Annotated in this window: 20 protein-coding genes; 10 read left to right on the top strand and 10 right to left on the bottom strand. The window is 63.3% G+C overall.

Translation table 11 applies throughout. The annotated features are described in order from the left end of the window. Window positions 1-602 precede the first annotated feature (602 nt). Genes ACZ60G_RS35755 through ACZ60G_RS35770 form a run of 4 tightly spaced genes read left to right on the top strand, consistent with a single transcriptional unit; the run spans window position 603 to window position 4,307 of the window. A complete protein-coding gene (locus ACZ60G_RS35755; protein WP_465815898.1) occupies window positions 603-2,876 on the top strand; it encodes a sensor histidine kinase in 2,274 nt (757 codons plus the stop codon). A 20-nt stretch (window positions 2,877-2,896) separates the two neighbouring features. Continuing rightward, window positions 2,897-3,328, top strand: a complete 432-nt coding sequence (locus ACZ60G_RS35760; protein WP_465815900.1) for a roadblock/LC7 domain-containing protein — start codon at window positions 2,897-2,899, stop codon at window positions 3,326-3,328. Window positions 3,329-3,334: 6 nt separating this feature from the next. Beyond that, window positions 3,335-3,718 carry a DUF742 domain-containing protein gene (locus tag ACZ60G_RS35765; protein ID WP_465815902.1) on the top strand — a complete coding sequence of 128 codons (384 nt, stop codon included), beginning with the start codon at window positions 3,335-3,337 and terminating at the stop codon, window positions 3,716-3,718. Continuing rightward, window positions 3,699-4,307 carry a GTP-binding protein gene (locus ACZ60G_RS35770; protein WP_465815903.1) on the top strand — a complete coding sequence of 203 codons (609 nt, stop codon included), beginning with the start codon at window positions 3,699-3,701 and terminating at the stop codon, window positions 4,305-4,307. The genes ACZ60G_RS35765 and ACZ60G_RS35770 overlap by 20 nt, the downstream gene beginning before the upstream one ends. A gap of 553 nt (window positions 4,308-4,860) precedes the next feature. Here the strand turns inward: ACZ60G_RS35770 and ACZ60G_RS35775 are convergent. From ACZ60G_RS35775 to ACZ60G_RS35810, 8 genes are all read right to left on the bottom strand, one after another. Further along, complete coding sequence (locus tag ACZ60G_RS35775) at window positions 4,861-5,166, bottom strand: IS3 family transposase (RefSeq protein ID WP_465815905.1); 306 nt, start codon at window positions 5,164-5,166, stop codon at window positions 4,861-4,863. Window positions 5,167-5,210: 44 nt separating this feature from the next. After that, window positions 5,211-5,354, bottom strand: coding sequence for a hypothetical protein (locus ACZ60G_RS35780; protein WP_465815907.1), 144 nt, complete (start codon window positions 5,352-5,354; stop codon window positions 5,211-5,213). Window positions 5,355-5,375: 21 nt separating this feature from the next. Then, the gene (locus ACZ60G_RS35785; protein ID WP_465816059.1) at window positions 5,376-5,522 is read right to left on the bottom strand and encodes a transposase; all 147 of its coding nucleotides are present in this window, start codon (window positions 5,520-5,522) and stop codon (window positions 5,376-5,378) included. Window positions 5,523-5,737: 215 nt separating this feature from the next. Beyond that, window positions 5,738-5,998: an alpha/beta hydrolase gene (locus tag ACZ60G_RS35790; protein WP_465815908.1), complete on the bottom strand. Its 261-nt coding sequence runs from the start codon at window positions 5,996-5,998 to the stop codon at window positions 5,738-5,740. Between the two features lie 127 nt (window positions 5,999-6,125). After that, on the bottom strand, window positions 6,126-6,992 hold the full coding sequence (locus ACZ60G_RS35795; protein ID WP_465815910.1) for an SDR family NAD(P)-dependent oxidoreductase: 867 nt from the start codon (window positions 6,990-6,992) through the stop codon (window positions 6,126-6,128). Next, window positions 6,989-7,264 carry a hypothetical protein gene (locus ACZ60G_RS35800; protein WP_465815912.1) on the bottom strand — a complete coding sequence of 92 codons (276 nt, stop codon included), beginning with the start codon at window positions 7,262-7,264 and terminating at the stop codon, window positions 6,989-6,991. The genes ACZ60G_RS35795 and ACZ60G_RS35800 overlap by 4 nt, the downstream gene beginning before the upstream one ends. A 318-nt stretch (window positions 7,265-7,582) precedes the next feature. Then, window positions 7,583-8,197 carry a TetR/AcrR family transcriptional regulator gene (locus ACZ60G_RS35805; protein ID WP_465815914.1) on the bottom strand — a complete coding sequence of 205 codons (615 nt, stop codon included), beginning with the start codon at window positions 8,195-8,197 and terminating at the stop codon, window positions 7,583-7,585. A gap of 186 nt (window positions 8,198-8,383) precedes the next feature. Beyond that, window positions 8,384-9,874 carry an aldehyde dehydrogenase family protein gene (locus ACZ60G_RS35810; protein WP_465815915.1) on the bottom strand — a complete coding sequence of 497 codons (1,491 nt, stop codon included), beginning with the start codon at window positions 9,872-9,874 and terminating at the stop codon, window positions 8,384-8,386. Between the two features lie 431 nt (window positions 9,875-10,305). On the opposite strand from ACZ60G_RS35810, the gene ACZ60G_RS35815 reads away from it, so the two are divergent. From ACZ60G_RS35815 to ACZ60G_RS35825, 3 genes are all read left to right on the top strand, one after another. Further along, on the top strand, window positions 10,306-11,238 hold the full coding sequence (locus tag ACZ60G_RS35815; protein ID WP_465815917.1) for a CoA transferase: 933 nt from the start codon (window positions 10,306-10,308) through the stop codon (window positions 11,236-11,238). Window positions 11,239-11,403: 165 nt separating this feature from the next. Further along, the gene (locus ACZ60G_RS35820) at window positions 11,404-12,639 is read left to right on the top strand and encodes a CaiB/BaiF CoA transferase family protein (protein ID WP_465815919.1); all 1,236 of its coding nucleotides are present in this window, start codon (window positions 11,404-11,406) and stop codon (window positions 12,637-12,639) included. Window positions 12,640-12,690: 51 nt separating this feature from the next. Next, window positions 12,691-13,326, top strand: a complete 636-nt coding sequence (locus ACZ60G_RS35825) for a TetR/AcrR family transcriptional regulator (RefSeq protein WP_465815921.1) — start codon at window positions 12,691-12,693, stop codon at window positions 13,324-13,326. An 881-nt stretch (window positions 13,327-14,207) separates the two neighbouring features. On the opposite strand, the gene ACZ60G_RS35830 is transcribed toward ACZ60G_RS35825, so the two are convergent. Continuing rightward, window positions 14,208-15,419: a thiolase C-terminal domain-containing protein gene (locus ACZ60G_RS35830; protein WP_465815923.1), complete on the bottom strand. Its 1,212-nt coding sequence runs from the start codon at window positions 15,417-15,419 to the stop codon at window positions 14,208-14,210. Next, window positions 15,406-15,861, bottom strand: coding sequence for a Zn-ribbon domain-containing OB-fold protein (locus ACZ60G_RS35835; RefSeq protein WP_465815925.1), 456 nt, complete (start codon window positions 15,859-15,861; stop codon window positions 15,406-15,408). Before ACZ60G_RS35835 ends, ACZ60G_RS35830 begins: the two co-directional genes overlap by 14 nt. Before the next feature lie 276 nt (window positions 15,862-16,137). Between ACZ60G_RS35835 and ACZ60G_RS35840 the strand changes: the two genes are divergently transcribed. From ACZ60G_RS35840 to ACZ60G_RS35850, 3 genes are read left to right on the top strand one after another with little or no spacing between them, the layout of a single operon-like run. Continuing rightward, window positions 16,138-16,968, top strand: coding sequence for an enoyl-CoA hydratase/isomerase family protein (locus ACZ60G_RS35840; protein WP_465815927.1), 831 nt, complete (start codon window positions 16,138-16,140; stop codon window positions 16,966-16,968). Then, window positions 16,969-17,406 (top strand): Zn-ribbon domain-containing OB-fold protein, encoded by a 438-nt coding sequence (locus ACZ60G_RS35845; protein WP_465815929.1) that lies wholly within the window; start codon window positions 16,969-16,971, stop codon window positions 17,404-17,406. It begins immediately after the preceding gene. Beyond that, entirely contained in the window at window positions 17,403-18,548 is a 1,146-nt protein-coding gene (locus ACZ60G_RS35850; RefSeq protein WP_364404154.1) for a thiolase family protein, read from the top strand. Before ACZ60G_RS35845 ends, ACZ60G_RS35850 begins: the two co-directional genes overlap by 4 nt. Window position 18,549 lies beyond the last annotated feature (1 nt).

The raw sequence follows: 18,549 nt of genomic DNA on the forward strand, positions 1-18,549 counted from the left end.
TGCACCCACCACCCGGTGGCCTGCGGGACCAACTGAACACGGAACGAAATCACCTGGGCTCAATTCCGGGTGGTCTCGTCATCGGGGACCGCTCACGCCCACAGCAGGCGCCTCTTGACAGGTCAACAACTAGTTGGTTGAATGCCAGCAGCCCTTCCCCTGGTCCGCGAGGGTGCTCGCGCCGACCAGGAGCTACATATGGAACGATTTCCGGGGAAACATGACGGGTTGAGACGCGATGTCCCCGCCTTATCTGTTCGGGCATCCAACGGCGGAAAGTGTGACACAGTTCTACGAAAGACCGGATAGCCCCACCGACTATCGCAAGTTCTAGAAATCTCACAGCCTTCGTATGAGCTGACGATTCGGCAAATTCTCGCGAACCGACCTGTATCAGTACAGTCCCGGGACCGGCTGATAACGCGCATACAAAACCGAACGTAGCATCGGCTATACAATTTTCGATCCTACAATTGCCAATAACGGCGAAACAGGACCCTTATGCCTACAGGAGAATCGCGATGACTCAAAGCCGAGGGAAGGCGTCCCTGGGTCAGAGTATTCGCCGAGTAATGCGGCGTCCGGTAACGATCCGTTCCCGTGTGCTTGCGATCGCGCTCGTGCCGGCCGTGACACTTCTGGTCGGCGGTGCCGGATTTGTCGGTCTGCAAATCGACGAAGGCCTTGCGGCGCGTCGTTGGTCTGAGAGGGTGAGCCTCCAGATCGATCTGACCCTCGATTTAATCGCCGATGTGCAAGCAGAGCGCATCGCCAGTCTTCGGGCTCTCGTCGGCGATGCGGAAGCCCTGGCTACACTTCCAGCCCGACGGATGGAGACGGATGCCAAACTGCTGAAGATCAGTGAAGTAGCTGATCTTCTCACAGAGTTGAATCCGGCCGCGATGGAGTCGGCGCGTATTTTCGGAGCCCTGATGAGTCAGATATCGACTCTCAGACGTACCGTCGACAGCGGGCAAGCCACCAGCACAGATGTCGACGACTTCTATACCCGGCTCGTCGGCACCGCACCAATAGGCATCGTCGACACGGCCAAGAGTTCGCCACAAGGCCGCACTGCCGCCGACGAGATCGTTGTTGCCGACCTGATTCGTGCGGCTGATCTCCATTCGCGTGCGGTCGGCCGCGCGTGGGTGGCGCTGACGAGCGACGTAACGATGACACCGGCCGATCGTCAGCTGTACGCACGTCTGGTCGGAGCGTTCCACAGCCGACTCGATGCGGCTGTGGAACAGGTCTCCGACGTCGACAAGGCGCGATTCGACAAGCTCGTCCTGAGCAAAGAATGGCGCGCGATGACGGCAGCCGAGGACTCCTTGACGCTGGTCGGACGGCTTCCTATCGAGTTCGGCGAGTGGTTGCGGGTCCAGGAAATTGTGAGCGCGGAGCTTCAAGCGTTGGTACGGAGTCACTTCCGCAACTCGGAGCAGGTCGCGAAGGAGTCTGCCGAGGCTCAGCTCCGCAGAAGTATCGTGGTGGGCGCCGGCGTGCTGCTCATGGCTCTGGCCACATCTGTTGTCGCGATACGACTCGCCAACCGACTCATTCGTCGCCTGCGCGCTTTGCGTGCCAGAACCGTGGAGATGACGGAAATGACCCTTCCGTCCATCGTGGAGCGACTGGACGACGGGCAAGCGGTGGACGTCGATGCCGAACTTGCACTGGCAGATGACGGTGCGGACGAAATCGGCGATGTTGCGCGAGCTTTCAACAACGCGCAGCGCATGGCCATCGCAGCCGCTGCGGCCGAGGTCCGCACGCGAAGCGGCGTCAACCGAGTCTTCTCGGATATCGCACGGCGGAGCCAAATCGTCGTCCACCAACAACTCAAGGTGTTGGATGTAGCGGAAGCCAAGCAGAACGATCCCGAACATCTCGAGTTGTTGTTCCAACTCGATCATCTCGCGACTCGTGCTCGGCGCAATGCCGAAAACCTGCTGATTCTCGGTGGTGGTCAACCGGGGCGGAGGTGGCGCCAACCGGTTTCGGTGGAGGAAATCGTTAGGAGCGCCATCTCCGAGACCAAGGACTTCACCCGGGTAAGCGCAGTGCGCTTGCCGGAAGTCCATGTGGCCGGGGCCGCGGTGGCTGACCTCATTCACCTGCTGGCCGAACTCATCGACAACGCGACCGCCTTCTCACCGCCTGATTCCCCGGTGACGGTGCGGGGAAATCTCGTCGGCAAAGGTCTGGTGATCGAGGTCGAGGATCAAGGGCTGGGTATCCGATTCGAGGAGCGCGAGCGCCTCAATCAAGTTCTTCGTGAACCGTCGGGCTTCCAGCAGATGGCGTTGACTGGGCATCGCAATCTCGGGTTGTTCGTCGTTGGCCACCTGGCTGGACGGCATGGTATCGGTGTCAACCTACTGGAGTCCGCCTATGGCGGAGTCAAAGCGATCGCGCTGCTCGCAGATACCCTGCTTGTTCATGGCGGGGGAGGTATGTCTGATATACCTGACAGCCCCAGTAGCCTCAGCCGCAGTGACCCCTTTACTCCTCAGCTCGCTGTCGATCACGTACCGCAGTGGACCGAAATCGGCGAGAAAAGCAATGGAGCGGCTCCGCCTTTCGAGGTGCAGCGAACGGACTCGCTTCTGCCTTCTCCGCCGATTACTGCCCGCCAGGAGATCGGCCGCGCGGTCAGGGCGGCGCCTGCGTTGGGGAAAACCCCGCTTCCTCGACGCGAGCGCTTGACCCACCTCGCTCCGCAGCTGCGACTCACGGACAACAGTGCGGAAGCCGAGGCTCCATCGCGCGGCGCAGCACGCGGTCGTAGCGCCGATGAAGTGCGTAATTCGATGACTGCGTTCCAGAGTGGAACTCGGCAGGGGCGCGGCTCGGGTCGCGGTCCGACGTAGGAATATGGATGGTCGTGATAATGAAGGAAGAGTCCGGATTCGGGTCGACGAGACGCCAGCTCGATTGGCTGCTCAACGATCTCCTCGAGAGGTTGCCCGACGCTGAGAACGCGATCGTGCTGTCAGCAGACGGGCTTGTTATGGCTCGATCCAAGGATTTAGCCCGGGAGGAATCAGAGCATCTTGCGGCCATGTCTTCCGCGCTGGGGAGCCTGGCCCGCGGGGTCGGCGAACAGTTCGGCAAAGGGTCTGCGCAACAGACCGTCGTCGAACTCGAGTATGGCTATCTGGTAGTGACCGAAGCGGGAGAAAACGCCTGCCTGGCGTTGCTGGCTTCGGAGCGTGCGGACCTCGGCCTTGTGGCCTACGAGATGAACGTGATCGTCGGCAAAGTCGGCGCCAGCCTATCTGCCGATCCGCGGCCGACAATGGGATATGCGTCGGGGCGCTGATACGCCATGCCGAACAACCCATGGACCGATGACGAGTGGATCGATGATGAGCCAGGTCCGCTGGTACGACCTTTCGCTGTCACCCGCGGCAGGGCCGGACGAAACCTGTACGACCTCGACATCCTGACTCTGGTCGTCGCGATTCGTCCGGAGGGCGACGCGGCCGGCTTGGACTCGGAATGTGCCAGGATCCTTCGAATGTGCCAAGGCAGGCCACTGTCGATCGCTGAAATATCCGCTGAGTTGAAGCTCTTGATGGCGGCAGTGAAGGTTCTCGTCAGCGACTTGATTATGTCGGGACACGTGATATTCAGATCCCCCACGAAATATGTCGGCCGTCCCGACATACAGCTACTGCAGGCGGTACTCGATGGCGTTCGAAAAATCTGACGAACTCGGCATTTCGGAGTTGCGCGATATCGAAGTGATTAAACTTCTTGTCGCAGGCGGATTCGGCGTAGGAAAGACAACTTTCGTCAGTACGATTAGTGAGATCACGCCACTGCGGACTGAAGAGCGCCTATCCGATATCGGGTCCACCGTGGATGACCTCACCGGTGTAGAGGGCAAGAAGACGACAACGGTCGCCCTGGACTTCGGGAGAATTACACTCAGTCCGCGCGTCGTGCTTTACCTATTCGGGACCCCGGGCCAGAATCGGTTCTGGTTCCTGTGGCGTGAATTGTCTGTCGGTGCACTCGGTGCGGTTGTGCTGGCCGACACGCGGAGGATGCAGGACAGCTTCGCGGCAGTGGACTTCTTTGAATCCCGAGACATCCCGTTCATCGTCGCGGTCAACTGCTTCGATGGCGCGGAGATTTATGACGAAGACGAAGTCCGCGCTGCGTTGGACATCGGCTCGTATGTTCCTGTTCAACTCTGTGATGTGCGGAATCGTGATTCTGCCAAGCTGGTCCTGGTCCGCTTGATCGAGCATCTGATGGTCCAGACGACCAGGGGCACTACGAGTGCCTGGTAACCAAAGTATCCAAGCGTTCCCACCGTGACCGCGAGTTGTTCCTGTCCGACCTGTCGAAGGTGGCACCGGTGCTGTCGCAGGATGCTTCGGCTCACGGCGGGGCCGACCACTGCTCCGCTGCCGCGGAGCTGGCTCCCCACCGCGACGAGGTAAAGCGAGGCAATGGATCTCGGCGATCGCGTCCTGAGCCCGGCGCTTCGGGCGGAAACCATACGACATCACCCAATCCAGGAGTTCCACGTAAGCCAACGCTTTCCGGGTGCGCGCTGCTATCCAGGCCAGATCCGCCAGGTTCGAGCTGGTGGCTCTCTTGAGGGGCTTTTAGCCGCTGGTTCCTCACGTACACCTTTCCGTCTTGCTTGCCGGACCCGGGCCATCTGGCAGTACTGGCCCGTCCCGTCGTTGTCGGGACTGCTTCCACCCGCACCCGTCATCCCACGAGCCGAGCTTTCCTCAGCTGCAACCGGTCGGCTGCGACCGACCAGCGGCGGCGTCCTTCCACGCAGTAGGGTTCAGGAACACCTCGTGGCGCTCGATATCGGTGCACCACAGTTCATTGAGACGAGCGACGGTGAACGCGCGGTTCACCAAGTCCGCCGGCGTGGCGGCACCCAGCAGCGGGTGACCGCGGCGTTTGCGTTTGGGCAGGCCAAAGAGCCCTGCTCGGACATGAGGGCGCCAGCTTGTGGTTCACGATCATTTCGCACTCGGCCAGCAGCGCGGCCTTGATCCGCCGTTTTCCATAACTTCCGCGTGATTGCGTGTGAATCCGGGAGATCTCGTCGGCGACCACGATCCTGCGGATTCCCCTGTTGGACAACGGCTGGTGCCGCTGGCGCAAGAATGCGGACCTGTGCATACCGGCGACTCGGCATGCTGACCGGCCGGAATGTCCGAGTGCGATCAGCCCTTCGACGCCCGCGATCCGCCTTTTGGGAATACCACCGCTTGCGGGTCGAACAATTCGTACGCGTCGCGTGTGAGTTTCAGTTCGGCTTCCAACGCCGCTATCCGCTTCTTCGCTGAGGCCAGCTCGTCGGCCTCCACGCTCGGCACGCCTTCTCGAACTCATGCATCGACGAGAACCTGCGCCTTCCAGCGGAACAATGTGGCAGGTGAAATCCCTGTTTCGGCTGCTATTACAGCGACAGGTCCACCGGCTCGCGGCCGAGCACACACCTGCCGACGCATCGACGGCGTAAAGGATTTCGGCATCGTGACCAACTCCGGGTCAGTCTGCTCCAACTCTCACAACCGCGGTCCCTCAGCGGGGGCCAGATCAGCAGTGGGTGCGTGACTTCAGCAGGTATGAGACAGCTCCCGATGCCTCACTCCGTAGCTGGTCTTTGGCGATGTTGCGCCGAGTTCGGGTGCAAACGCTCGGCGCCGTCAGTGAAGGACACCTGGCGGCGACGGCGTGGGGCCAGCATTCAGGCGCCGAGAATCCGTTCCACCCAGTGCGCCCGGGTGCGGCGGGAGATATCAGAGACCGAGGCATCGGGGGAGAGGAACTCGTAGCCGCGATGGCAGCCTCTCCAGATGTGGACCTCCGCCGATACTCCGCTTGCCCAGAGCAAAGAACCATAGGCTACGGCCTCGTCGCGAAAGGTTTCGGCGTCGCCGGCGTCGATGTACGTCTGAGGCAACCCTGACAAGTCGGTTGCCCGCGCCGGCACCGTGCTCACGGTCATACCGCCGCCGTGGGCCTGGTACATCGCCGGCCGTCCGGACTGCTGAGCATCGCTTGGGTCGTCTTCTGACGAGCCGTTGGTAGATCGCCCGGACGTGAGTGACCGGTTCGTTCTCGATTTTGCCGGGTCAGTGGCCCACGACGGGGCACTTCGACGAGTCGCCGCCTCCATCGTGGATGCGATCGGACACCCCCACCGCAGGTAACATCTGCACTGCCGCCATGACTTCACGGGCATGGTCGATCGCAAACTGCCGGATGACCGGATTCGTTGCGACGATGTAGTCCCCTCTCAGCAGACCCTCGACCGCGAGTCGGGCGACTTCGTCCGTGTCCTGGACGTACGGCTCGATGGCCTGGGCGATTTCGGAGTTACCGTTCAAGAGTTCCTGGACCTTCTCCGTACGCACCCAGCTCGGCGTCACGAGAGTGACGGTGACGCCTGTGCCCTCGAAGTCTCGCCGGGCCGTGTCGACCAAACCCAGAGTCGCGTACTTCGAGATGGTGTACGCACTCACGGGAACGACATGCGGTGGAACGCCGAGCGAGTGCTCCGAACCCACGATGAGCAGGCGGGCCGGTTTGCCCTGTGCGGATGTCTCGATGAGGGCAGGGCCGAAGGTGTGCACGGTGACGAACGACCCGTAGACGAGCACGTCGAACAGGCCGCGTGTCACGCTCAGGTCGTGCTCCCAGACCTTTCCGCCTGCACCGGCCCCCATGACATTGGCGACCGCGATGGTCACCGGCCCGAAAGTACTGGTGGCCACCCGCAGCACTTCCTGTAGTTCGGTTGCGTCGCGTACATCCGCGTGAACGAATGCGGCATTTCCTCCGGCCGCGGTGATCGCTGCGGCGGTCGCCTGTCCGGCATCGTCATCGATATCGGTGACCACGACACCGATACCGCGAGATCCGAGTTCGAGCGCGATTCCCTTACCGACGCCGCTGCCAGCGCCGGTGATGATCGCGACTTCGTTGTTCAGCTCACTCACTTTTCGACTCCTTCGATCCGTGAGACTGGAAGAGAACGGATCTGGTTCATGAACGTAGATAAGCCGCGCGCCGGGTTCGATTCGATCTCGACGATATCGGCGAAGCGGGTGACTGCCCAGAACCCCCCGTTCGCTGTTCCGTGTTCAGTCGCTTGCCAGTGCAGGCCGGGCAGTTGGCGGATCCGCGCGAAACCTTCGTGTGGCACGCTTGGTGCGAACGTCGCAGGGTCGGTCAGATCCAGCAACTGCCGGGTTTCGAGAATGGGGGTCACCGGTTCCTCCTTGAACGGTTCTATCTGCGATCGTGTGCCGCCTGCGAAGACTGTATGCCAACTAGTCAGTTGAGATCAAGGCCGCAACGGGGGTGGGCTGGGGCCAGCTACTGTGGCTCGGGCGTGTTATGGCCACAAACGGGCTGGCCGGAGCAACGCGGTCACGGAGCATGAGGTGGCGGGATCTTCGCGAGGTTCGAATCGACTGCCTCGACGGCGCTGGTCGCACAAACCGCCGCGGTACCTGTTTCGAGCGGGTGAGCGAATTTTGCCTGCGGGCGAAATCCCGGAGGTAATCGCGGAACGTGTATCGTCGCTCTACGGGTGCAGTGCTTCGAGAATGTGATCGAGGAGGGCGTGCCACCCCTGCGCGAATTCGGGATCCTGCACGTTTCGGCCGACGATTATGTCGGTGACCTGCGGCAAGATGGCGGGCGCGGTGGTGAGCAGCACGATGAGCAGCCCGAAATAGTCAGCGGCCATGTTCGTCGGGAGCCTTCCGGCGGATTGTTCAGCCTTGACCACAGCGACGATCTTCTGCAGATCGGCCGCGCGACGCGGTCCGATGGGGAAGTCGGAACTGTGCTCGTTCGCGTACTCCTGACCTTCCCACACCAAATGGGCGACTCCCTCGCTCGCCTTGACGCTTCGGTCGATCGCAGCGTGGCAGATCTCGGACAGAGTCGAGGTAGGGAACATCGCCCATAGACCAGCGGCGTCGTCGTTCGACTTCTCGAGAACGGCCCGGGCAAGCTCCACCTTGCTGGGGTAGTAGTAATAGATGACCTGCTTCTTCACTCCCGCGAGGCGCGCGATGGACTCCATCCGTGCGCCAGCGAATCCGGCGCGCGCCAGCTCGGTGGACGCAGCCGCCAGGATTCGCTCCCGCGTAGTGCGCGCCGGCGCACCGTCGCTCGCTTGTGCTGTATCCATCGGCAATTACTCTAGAACACGGCTTCGAGCACAGAACAGCCAACACACTCGGCGCCGCGTGGTAGGGAAGCGTCCGTCCGCCGTTCCTCCCGACTGTCCCGTACATCTGACCGGGTGGCTCGGTGGCCCATCGGCCGATACGTTGTGCGTCGACTGCGCAGGGCAGGCCGCAGCGCTGCGGTTCACTCAGTCCAGGCCCAGCCAGACCGACTTGGTCTCCGTGTACTCCAAGAGCGCATCAGGACCGATCTCCCGGCCGATTCCGCTGTGCTTAACCCCGCCAAAGGGAACGTTGGTGCTGAATGCGCGCCACGTATTGATCCAGACGACGCCGGATTCCAGCCGCTTGGCCGCCCTGTGTGCCCGGGACACGTCCCTGGTCCACATCCCCGCGACAAGACCGTACGGGGACTCGTTGGCAATGCGAACCGCTTCGTCTTCGTCGTCGAACCGGATGACGGCGCCGACGGGTCCGAATATTTCCTCGCGCCTGATGCGAGATTGTGAGTCGGGTGTCGCATAGAGCGTCGGCTCAACAAAGCGGCCTGTTGTCACGCCGCTGATCTGCTCACCTCGACGCCCGCCAACGAGAAGCTCGCTCCCTTCTTCTTCGGCGAGATCGAGGTAGCCTGTCACCTTTTCGTACTGCGGACGTGACGCCAAGGGGCCGATGGCCGAGGTAGGTTCGAGCGGATCGCCGATCCTCACCTCCGGGATCAGCGTGCGGAGCCTGTCGATCACCTCGTCATACACGGAGCTGTGAACGAGGAGCCGCGATCCGGCATTGCACGCTTGTCCGGTGCCTGCGGTGATACCGGTGACCAGCGATGCCGTGGCGCGATCGAGGTCGGCGTCGGCGAAGACGATCTGCGCGCCCTTACCGCCGAGTTCCAGTGTCGTTCGGAGGAAACGTGCCGCGGCACGCTGGGCAATGACGGCACCGGTGCTCGTCGAGCCGGTGAAAGCGATCTTGTCGATGCCCGGACTGTCCACCAGTGCCGCGCCGGTCGGCGCTGCCCCGGTGACGACATTGAGCACTCCGGCGGGCAGTCCGGCCTCGAGGCCGAGTTTCGCCAAGAACAATGTCGAAACCGGTGTTACCTCTGAGGGTTTGACGACGATCGTGTTGCCCGCAGCGAGGGCCGGGAACAGTTTCCAGGAGAGCAACCCGAGCGGGTTGTTCCATGGGGCGATGGCTGCTACGACGCCGATAGGTTGGCGCACCGTCCATGCTTCATGGTTCGGCATGAACGGCTCGATCGTCGAGCCGACCGGCCCGAGGGCAAGGTGACCGAAGTAGTCCGCGGTCTGCGGGAGCGACCCGGTCGCGGCGCGCATCTCGGTGATGGTCTTGCCGTTCTCGTGCACCTGAAGGCGCGCGAGTGTTTCGGAGTTCTCGTCGATGAGTTGCGCCCAGCGCGAGAGGACAGCGCTGCGGGCGAGGGCGGGAATCCGGCTCCATGTGGCGAACGCGTCGCGCGCGGCGGCGACCGCGTGGGCGACATCATCCGCTGAGGCGACGGGAATGTGTCCCCATTCCTCGTCGTCATACGGGTCGAAGCAACGGAAGGACTCGCCGCACGACGCCTGCACCCAGCTCTCACCGATCAGCATGTCGAAGCACTGTTCGGGGTCGATCTCGGCGAATCGGCGGGGCGGTGTTTTCGTGTCAGTCATCGTCGACCATTCTCCAGGGTGCTCAGCGGGCGTATTAGCATCGGCGCAATACTAACCAACTGGTTAGCGAAAGTCCAAAATCGGCGAGGGCGGCGTGTTTCGCCACTGCAAAGGTTCTATTGTTCGTATTGACCAACTAGCTGGTTAACGTATGATGACCTTAATGCGGTGCGACCGGGGCGACCGGGGCACGTACGGGGACAATTCGGTGGCCGACGGCCGCCAGGAAGGGTTAAGCAGGTGACGGCAATATCCAACGGCAAGAGCACGGAGACGAATGCGCCTGAGCGCTGGGCGGTGATCGCTGACGGCGACGATCGTTCGGCGCGCGGACGTGCATGGTTGCCGGAAACCGGACCCGTCTCGTGAGCGCGAGCCAGCCTCTCGCTGGGGTTCGGGTAGTCGAGACGGGTTCATCGATCGCACTCGCGATGTGTGCGAAGTATCTTGCCGAATTGGGCGCGGAGGTCAGCCTCTACCGGTCGGGCCGCGGCAACGCGGGACAGCGAGCGGCCGACTGGCCGGTGCATCTCTCCGCCTACCTGGACAACGCGAAGTCGGAAACCGTAGCGGAGACTCTCGACCTCGCGGGAATCGACATCCTGCTCGAGGACGGATCTGGCGCACCATCGTCCGACCGTCTGCCGTCGCTCATCGTGGGCAGAGTGACCGAGCTGGGCGGACACGGACCACAGGCGCGATGGCAAGGTGGTGAGCTTATCGCTCAAGCCGCATCCGGGCTGCTGGCGGTGATCGGCGACAGCAAGAAGGCGCCCCTCTCGCTCGGTGGTCATCAACTCGCCTACTCTGCGGGATTGGCCCTGTTCACCGGACTGATGATCGCACTGCGCCACCGGGCTGCGACGGGGGTCGGCCAACAGGTCGAGACCTCGCTTCTCGAAACGGCAGCGTACATCGAGTGGAAAGGGCGGGTGTATACCCAGACTGGAGGCGATCTTGCCCGCGGAGATCTGTCGGGCCCCTTCGTCTCCCGCTGTTCCGATGGCCCCTTCGGCTTCTACTACCGGCCGGCCGACTGGCCCGCGGTGGTAGCGGTCCTCGGCTCCGATCGGCTGGACGCGCCGCAGTTCGCAACGCATGCTCTGCGTCTCCGGAATCATGACGAGCTCTGTCGAGTCATCAATGAACTGTGCGAATCCACCACCCGCGACGAGCTGTATCACCGGCTGCAAGCAGCAGGTGTGCCAGCTGGACCGGTCTATGACGCGCACGATCTGCTGTATTGCGAGCAGTACAGCGAGCGCGGGTTCATCGTGCCAGTGCCCGGCGGCGAGACGGGAGCGCGGCAGCCGGCGCTGCCGGTGCGGTTCAATGACCAGCGACCGCAGCGGCCAGCGGCGTAGCTACCTGATCGCGTCGAGACCACACAACAGAACGGAATACGATATGGGACAGCAACCCGACGACCGGTTCTGGTCGGACTCGCGGACGGCCGGGCATGCGAATGATGTCGGCACCCAGGGGGTCGGCTACGACATCCCGATGTCGTCGGCGTGCCGGGACATCCTATGACCGCGGCTCTCGAGGGTGTCCGCGTGCTCGATCTGGGCATAATCACCGCCGGCGCCGCGACATCCCAGGTGTTCGCCGACTTCGGGGCCGACGTCATCAAGGTCGAATCCACCACGTACACCGACCCGTTCCGGAACTGGTCACAGATCTCGGCGGCAGGCTCGCAAGACCTGAACCAAAGCCCGCCGTTCTGGAGCGTCAACCGGAACAAGCGGGGGGTGGCCATCGACCTGAAAAAGCCTCAGGGGCGTGACCTCTTTCTTGCCCTCGCTGCCGAGGCCGACATCGTGGTGGAGAACTTTCGCCGCGGAGTGCTCGAACGGCTCGGCATCGGATTCGACACTCTGAAGACTATCAATCCGACCATCATCCTGCTGTCGCTCAGCAGCCAGGGGACCAGCGGGCCGGACAAGAACTACATTTCGTTCGGCTCTCCCCTTGAGGGGCTCGGCGGTGGGATGGCCATCACCGGGTACGCCGCCGGCGACCCGACCTGGACGAGCAACAACGTCAACTTCCCCGACCAACTCGTGTCGATCCTCGCCCCCGGTATGGCACTGGCGGCCCTGCACGACCGGGCCCGCACCCGCGAAGCTGTCCATATCGATCTGGCGCAACGAGAAGCGGTGACCAGTGTGGTGGGGGAGACCCTGCTCCAGGCCAGCTCCAGTGGAGAGATTGCCGAACCGAAGGGTAATCGGCACGATTGGTTTGCTCCGCAGGGGGTCTATCCGGCGGCGGGCGAGGACCAGTGGGTCGCGATCTCGGTGCGCAGCGATGAGCAGTGGGCCAGCTTAGTCGAGATTCTCGAACTGGCGCCCGATCTGACCGCCATTCCGGCGGCGTCGCGGCGAGAGCGGCACGATGACCTCGATCTCGTTCTGGCGGAGCGGACCGCTTCCTTCGATAAGCGGGTACTTGCCAGGGCGCTGCAAAAGGCCGGCGTCGCCGCAGCCGCTGTGCTGACCTCGGCGGAGGTGCTCGACCACGAGCAACTGACCGCTTTGGGCTTCGCTCAGGAAGCGCCCGGTGACCCGATCATTCAGCGGGGCTTCGTGGTACGCATGTCGGAGACGCCAGCCGCAGTGGTGCGAAGGGCGCCCCGCCTGGGCGAGCACACGGCCGAAGTGCTGCGGCAGGTGCTCCACCGGAGCGACGACGAACTCGCGGGTCTGGAGACGAGTGGCGTCGTCTTCACCGACGGCCCACAGTCTGTCGGCGCGAAAGACTAGGCGCCACATCGAATGGGCAGGAGGAATGCGGGACGCGGCGCTGATGGGACAGTGAACGCCGTTCCATCCGAGACTTCCAAGATCAGGACCGATCGACGTGCCCGCATTCTCCGCATCGCCGCCGAGGAATTCTCCCGCCGCGGCCGCGCGGCCGTCCGAGTCGACGAAATCGCTCGCCGGGCGAAGGTCAACAAAGCTCTCATCTACTACTACTACGACTCGAAAAACGCACTATTCACCGCTGTGCTGGAGTGGATGGTCGAGCAGAGCGCCCCGCTCTGGGGGACCGTGCAGCAGGCGCGACTTCGAGACGGCATCAAGAGGCTCCTCGACGGCCCGGAAGACAACGGCGTAGATTTCCGGCGGCTACTCGTCTGGGAAGGGCTCGAACATGGGAGTCCCGACGTCAACGAGGTCGATATCGTTCTGCAACAACGGCGAACACGCGCTTACCAGGTCGAGGTTGATTTGATCCGTCGCGCACAGAGCAACGGCGAACTGGACGAAGGTGTCGATGCCGAGGCGCTGGCCCTGACGGTGACCCTACTAGCGATGAGCAGCCGGATTTTCCCCCAAGTGGTGACTATGATCACCGGCCTCGACGCGGACAGCCCCCAATATAAGGCGAAGGTGGAGTCGTTCGTCGCCTACCTCCTGGACCGTTGCGGCAAGGGGCCCGAGGTCTGACCATGCGTCCGGATCTCGTCGATGTTTCGGGGCTGAGCCGGGCGACGAAGCGGCGGACGCCGCACGATCAGGAGGAGAAGTGACGGACGCCAAGTAATGCCGGATCTCGACCGGGGACAGGTGCGTATCGTGACCTTGGGGCTCGGCCCAGCGTCGCCGGATGACGCTGGGCATGTCCAGCAGATCGCCCAACACCTCGACATCGCCGTAGTTTTGGTCATCCGGCGGCTCGAGCTCGGTGCGGGGGACAGGCGCCTCAGCGTTCCTTGCTGGGGCGCGGGGCGAGCCCAGAGCTGTTTTCCTGCGTGGAGGAGGGCTGCAAGCTCACACCGGGGAGGGGGTTCTTCTGCGGAGAACATTCCAGCTCTGGTGGTCGACCTTCCCGGCCACGGCGAATCCGTTGGTGCCGGAACCGACAGCACCGGCAAAGCGTGTCTGATGTGGGCGCGGGTAAAGGGCGAAACGGAAACGCGCTATGTCCGACGAGACTTACATGTTCCGGCCCGCGTTCATCGGCCCCTTACCCGGGACCAAGGCGAGGTCCAAGACCCTACGTCGCATTGTATAGGGTGGTCAGGCCGTTGTATCCGCTGTTGCGACGGTGCATATCCGGTCACGTCACGACCAGTGCAACTGGGGCGGGCCACGCTTGCCGTGGCCAAAGCCGACGCCCCGGAGCGGGTACTGGACACCGTCGCCATCAACACTGCCGCAGGCTCCTGATACTGGCACTGTGGATCGGCCGTGGGGGCCGCCGGTTCGTTGCACCATCTTCTTGAGGTGCCCGTATTGCGAGGGAGCCATGGGGGTCGACGGGTGGTCCCGTCGACCGCCACGGCTCGGGCTCGGCGGTTGCTCCCTGTGTGGTGCGGCCTATCCGGTCAGAGTGGGCTCTTGCTGAGGATGGCTCCAGAACCGAGGTTCATCAGGCCGCTCGCCACGGCGACGTGATCAGCCTTCTTTATCTGGCGCTTTCCAGCGCGTCCCTGCACCTGCAAGGCGGCTTCGACCCAGTGCCCCATTCCGTGCAGGCGGCCCTCGCTCAGGTTTCCGCCGAACGTGTTGATCGGAAATTCACCGTCGATCTCCATCCGCCCGTTCTGGATGAATTCGAAGGCCTCGCCCTTCCCGCAGAAGCCCAGTCCTTCCAGCCAGAAGTAGACGTCGGGAGCCCATCCGTCGTAGAGCATCGCAGCATCGATATCGCTCGGGCGCAGTCCGGATGTGCTCCACAGACTTTCGCCGATGGTTTCCGCGGTGTGCTCCATCTGCTCGAACATCCGAGGACCGATACCGCTGACGAGACCGCTGATCGATCTGGGCTCGATCCCCTTCTTGATGCCGGATTGTCCGAGGCCGGTGATGTAGGCCGGTGGATTCGGCAGATCCTTCGCGCGGTCGGCCGTGGTCATGATGATGGCGGCCACTCCATCGACCGGAATGTCGCAGTCGAACAGACACATCGGGTCGGCGATCATCCGCGCGCTCATGTACTCGTCGAACGTCAGCGGAGTGTCGCGGAAGTGGGCGTTGGGATTGAGATTGGCGCCCTTGCGCTGGGCTACCGCGAGAGTCGCGAGATGCTCGCGCTTCGCGCCGTACAGCTTCATGTATCGCATATAGGCCGGTGCGAACTCGGCGATCGCGCTCGCCTTGCCGTATGGAAGCGTGTAGGCGAGGTTCCCCTGCGCCTCGAGGTCGTTGTGCATGGGCTGGTAGCTACCCCCGGCTGCGAACGACATCGCTCGCCACACCACTGCGTAATTACACCGGTTGTGGGCCAAGGCGTGGGCGGCCTGCTCGATGGCTGTACTCACGTTGCCGGTCTGGGTCTCGGCCCACCACCGGACGTTGTCGAAGCCGAGGTTGTGCACCAGCCACGCCATGCTGATGAATTTCGTGCCATCAGTGGGTCCCTCGGGGTACGCCGGAAATGTCGCGGCGCCGTCGACATCTTCCGGCCGGATGCCTGCGTCTTCGATGGCGGTCAGCACGGCATCCTTGGCGAGGAGGCCGAGGGGCCGCGTGAGGTAGCGCCCCACCTGGGAGTGCCCGACGCCGATGATGGCGACGGGATTGTCAGGACTGAACATCGTCGGCTCCTTGCAAGCGAAACTGCAGCAGAACCTCGCTACCGCATGGTTCGAAGTCGGCAACCACTGGTTGGCCGATCTCCAGCGACTCGAAGTCGTATTCGCCGAGGAGGTTGGTCACGAGGATCAGCGAGGGCTGCTCCTCGATGGCAACCGAAACCAGCACGTAGGGCACGTGATCCTTGAAGGCGGTGACCCAGGTCTGGTGTACTGCCGTGAAGGAGTAGATCGTGCCGCGCCCCGAGATCTCGGCCCAGTCGAACTCTTCGCTGTGGCACTGCAGGCACATCATCTTCCGCCGCTGGCTGAGCCAGCCGCACGCGACGCAGCGCGAAAGTACTACACGATGCTCGCGGAGTGCGTCCCAGTAGGGCCTGTCTGCTTCGGTGGGGATCGGGATCGGCTTCTCAAGGCTTGCTGTCATGCGTTGCCACGCTCTCATAAGGGTCGGATAAGTCGTCGGTCTGTGCGGGCGTAGTTATTTAGTGGCAGATTAACTAACTAGTTGATTGTTAGTCAACCCACGCCTGTCGGGAAGGTATCTGCGCCGGTGTGGAGCCTTCTGGAAGGGCTTCGTGATTTGACAATTAGCCAACCAGTTGGTCAAGATTGGTTGGCCTCTCGGCCTTCGTTGTCACTGACGCGCTTGGATCCGAGTCGCTGATCGAGGGCTTCGGCAGACGGCACGGGGCCCGCCCAGCACGATAGGAGAGATCTGATGTCGGAGATCGATCAGTCATCGCCTCCGGGAGTCAGTACCGAGCGCGAAGGCCCGATCCTGGTCGTCCGAATCGATCGGGAGAAGGTGGCCAACGCGCTCGATCCGGATTCGATGGTGTTGCTGCGCCAAGCACTCGAAGAGTTCCGTGACGACAGCTCGCTCGCGGTCGCGATCGTGACTGGAGCTGGGCAGCGCGCGTTCTGCGCGGGATCGGACCTGGGTCGCACTCCGCCTGCCGGGAGACCTTTCGCCGCCGCCCTGCTGGCGCCATGGGAGGAGGGGGTCGGCGATGGAGGATATGTCCGGGCCATCACCTTGAGCGAGGTCGCCGCCGGTAAGCCGCTGATCGCAGCGGTCAACGGTCACGCGGCGGGTGGAGGGCTGGAGATCGCCTTGGACTGTGATCTACGGATCGCCTCCACCACGGCGACCTTCTCGCTCCCGGAAGCTCGCTGGGCCAGCATCCCGGCCGTCGGCGGGCTGTCCCATCTGCTACGAGCGATCCCGCCGGCTGTGGCGATGAAGATGCTGTTGACCGGGCATCGGATCGATGCCCACGAGGCGCTACGCCTCGGGTTGGTCAGCGATCTACACGAGCCGGATGAACTCTTGGACGCCGCACTCGAGCTGGCACGCCGGATCGCGGCGAACGGCCCCCTTTCGATTCGTGCCATCACGCAGCTGGCCCGGCGCAGCTATGAGGTCCCGCTCAGTCAGGCGATTGCCATGGAACAGGCGATGTGGGGCCTGCTGCGGGACACCAGTGACCGTGCCGAGGGCCGCCGGGCCTTCAGCGAACGACGTGACCCCTCATACGGAGGCGAGTAGATGCCCATCGAAACCGACTCGGCGGCTAAGGTCGTCGCCGAAAACTTCTTCACCCACGACGAAACCGGGGTGCGGTTGCGCATCACCGAATGCCAGGACTGCGCCAGTCGCTGGTTCCCACCGGTCGCGATCTGTTCGCAGTGTGCCGGAGCGAATGTGGTCGTCATCGAGAGCGGGACAACCGGGGTGGCGTACGCCTCGACTGTGGTGAGGGTTGGACCGCCCGGATTTCCGGCGCCGTATGTCCTCAGCTACGTGGACATCGATGGCGTGCGGTTGCTCGCCCACACCGAGGCGCCAGAGGCGCTGGAGCCGGGCTCCCCGGTGGAGCTGGCGGTGGGAGAGATCGGGAACGCCGATGGGCGCCCGCTCGTGTCCTATGTAGTTCGCCCGCACCGCGACGGTGCCAAAGTCAGCTCGGAAGGTGATCGGTCATGAGAAACGTTCATATCGCCGGTGCCGCGGTGCATCCGTTTGGGAAGCACAAGAATACTTCGGCAACCGACCTCGGTGTCTCAGCGGCCGCGATGCTTCTCGCTGACACAGGCGTGGCACCGGAAGCGATCCAGGCCGGCTTCGTCGGCTCTGTGTACGGCGGCTCTCTCATCGCGCAGCGGGTTCTGCAGCGGGTGGGGGTGTCCGGCCCGCCGGTCTTCACCGTCGAGAATGCCTGCGCCAGCGGCGGATCGGCCGTCCACCTCGCGTGGCAGGGGGTGGCGGCTGGCCAGTACGACTGCGTGCTGGTGGTCGGCGTGGACAACCTGTCCGCATTCGGCGGCGGGACGCTCCCGCTCACCACCGCCGATATCGAGATCGACCAGGGCGTCGTCATGCCGGCGACCTACGCCATGCGCGCGCAGCGCTACCTGTACGAGACCGGAGCGACCGTCGCAGACCTGACCAATGTGGCGGTGAAGAATCGCGGTAACGGCGCACGCAATCCTCGCGCGCACCTCCGCGCGGCGGTCACGGCTGAGGACGTCGACCAGTCGCGCCCCATCGCCGACCCACTCAACCTGTTCCACTGCTGCCCCAACAGCGATGGCGCCGCGGCGCTGCTGCTGTGCAGCGACGAGTTCGCCAAGGACCTGGGCCGGCCGACGACGAGGATCAGGGCCAGTGTGGTTCGCTCAGGTAGTTTCCACACCACCTTCCGCGACATGGCCTGGCCGGACATCACCGAACGCACCGTCACGGCAGCCTACGAGATGTCGGGAATCACTCCCGCTGACCTCGACCTGGTCGAGTTGCACGACGCGTTCGCGGTCGCGGAATTCCTGCACGCCGAGGCTCTAGGTCTAGCGGAACGGGGCACAGCATACCGGGCGGTCGCGGACGGAGAATTCGCTCTCGACGGCCGGGTGGCGGTCAGCCCGAGCGGCGGTCTGCTCTCCCGGGGGCACCCGGTCGGTGCCACCGGCGTGAGTCAGCTGGCCGAGAGCCACTGGCAGCTCACCGGAACCGCGGGAGATCTGCAGGTTTCCGGTGCGGAGGTCGCACTGACCCATACGACCGGCGGTGGGATCTTCGGCGTCGACAACGGTGCCTGCTCCGTCCACATCATCACCGCGGAGGCGTGAC

Source organism: Nocardia sp. NPDC102475, from assembly GCF_055584605.1.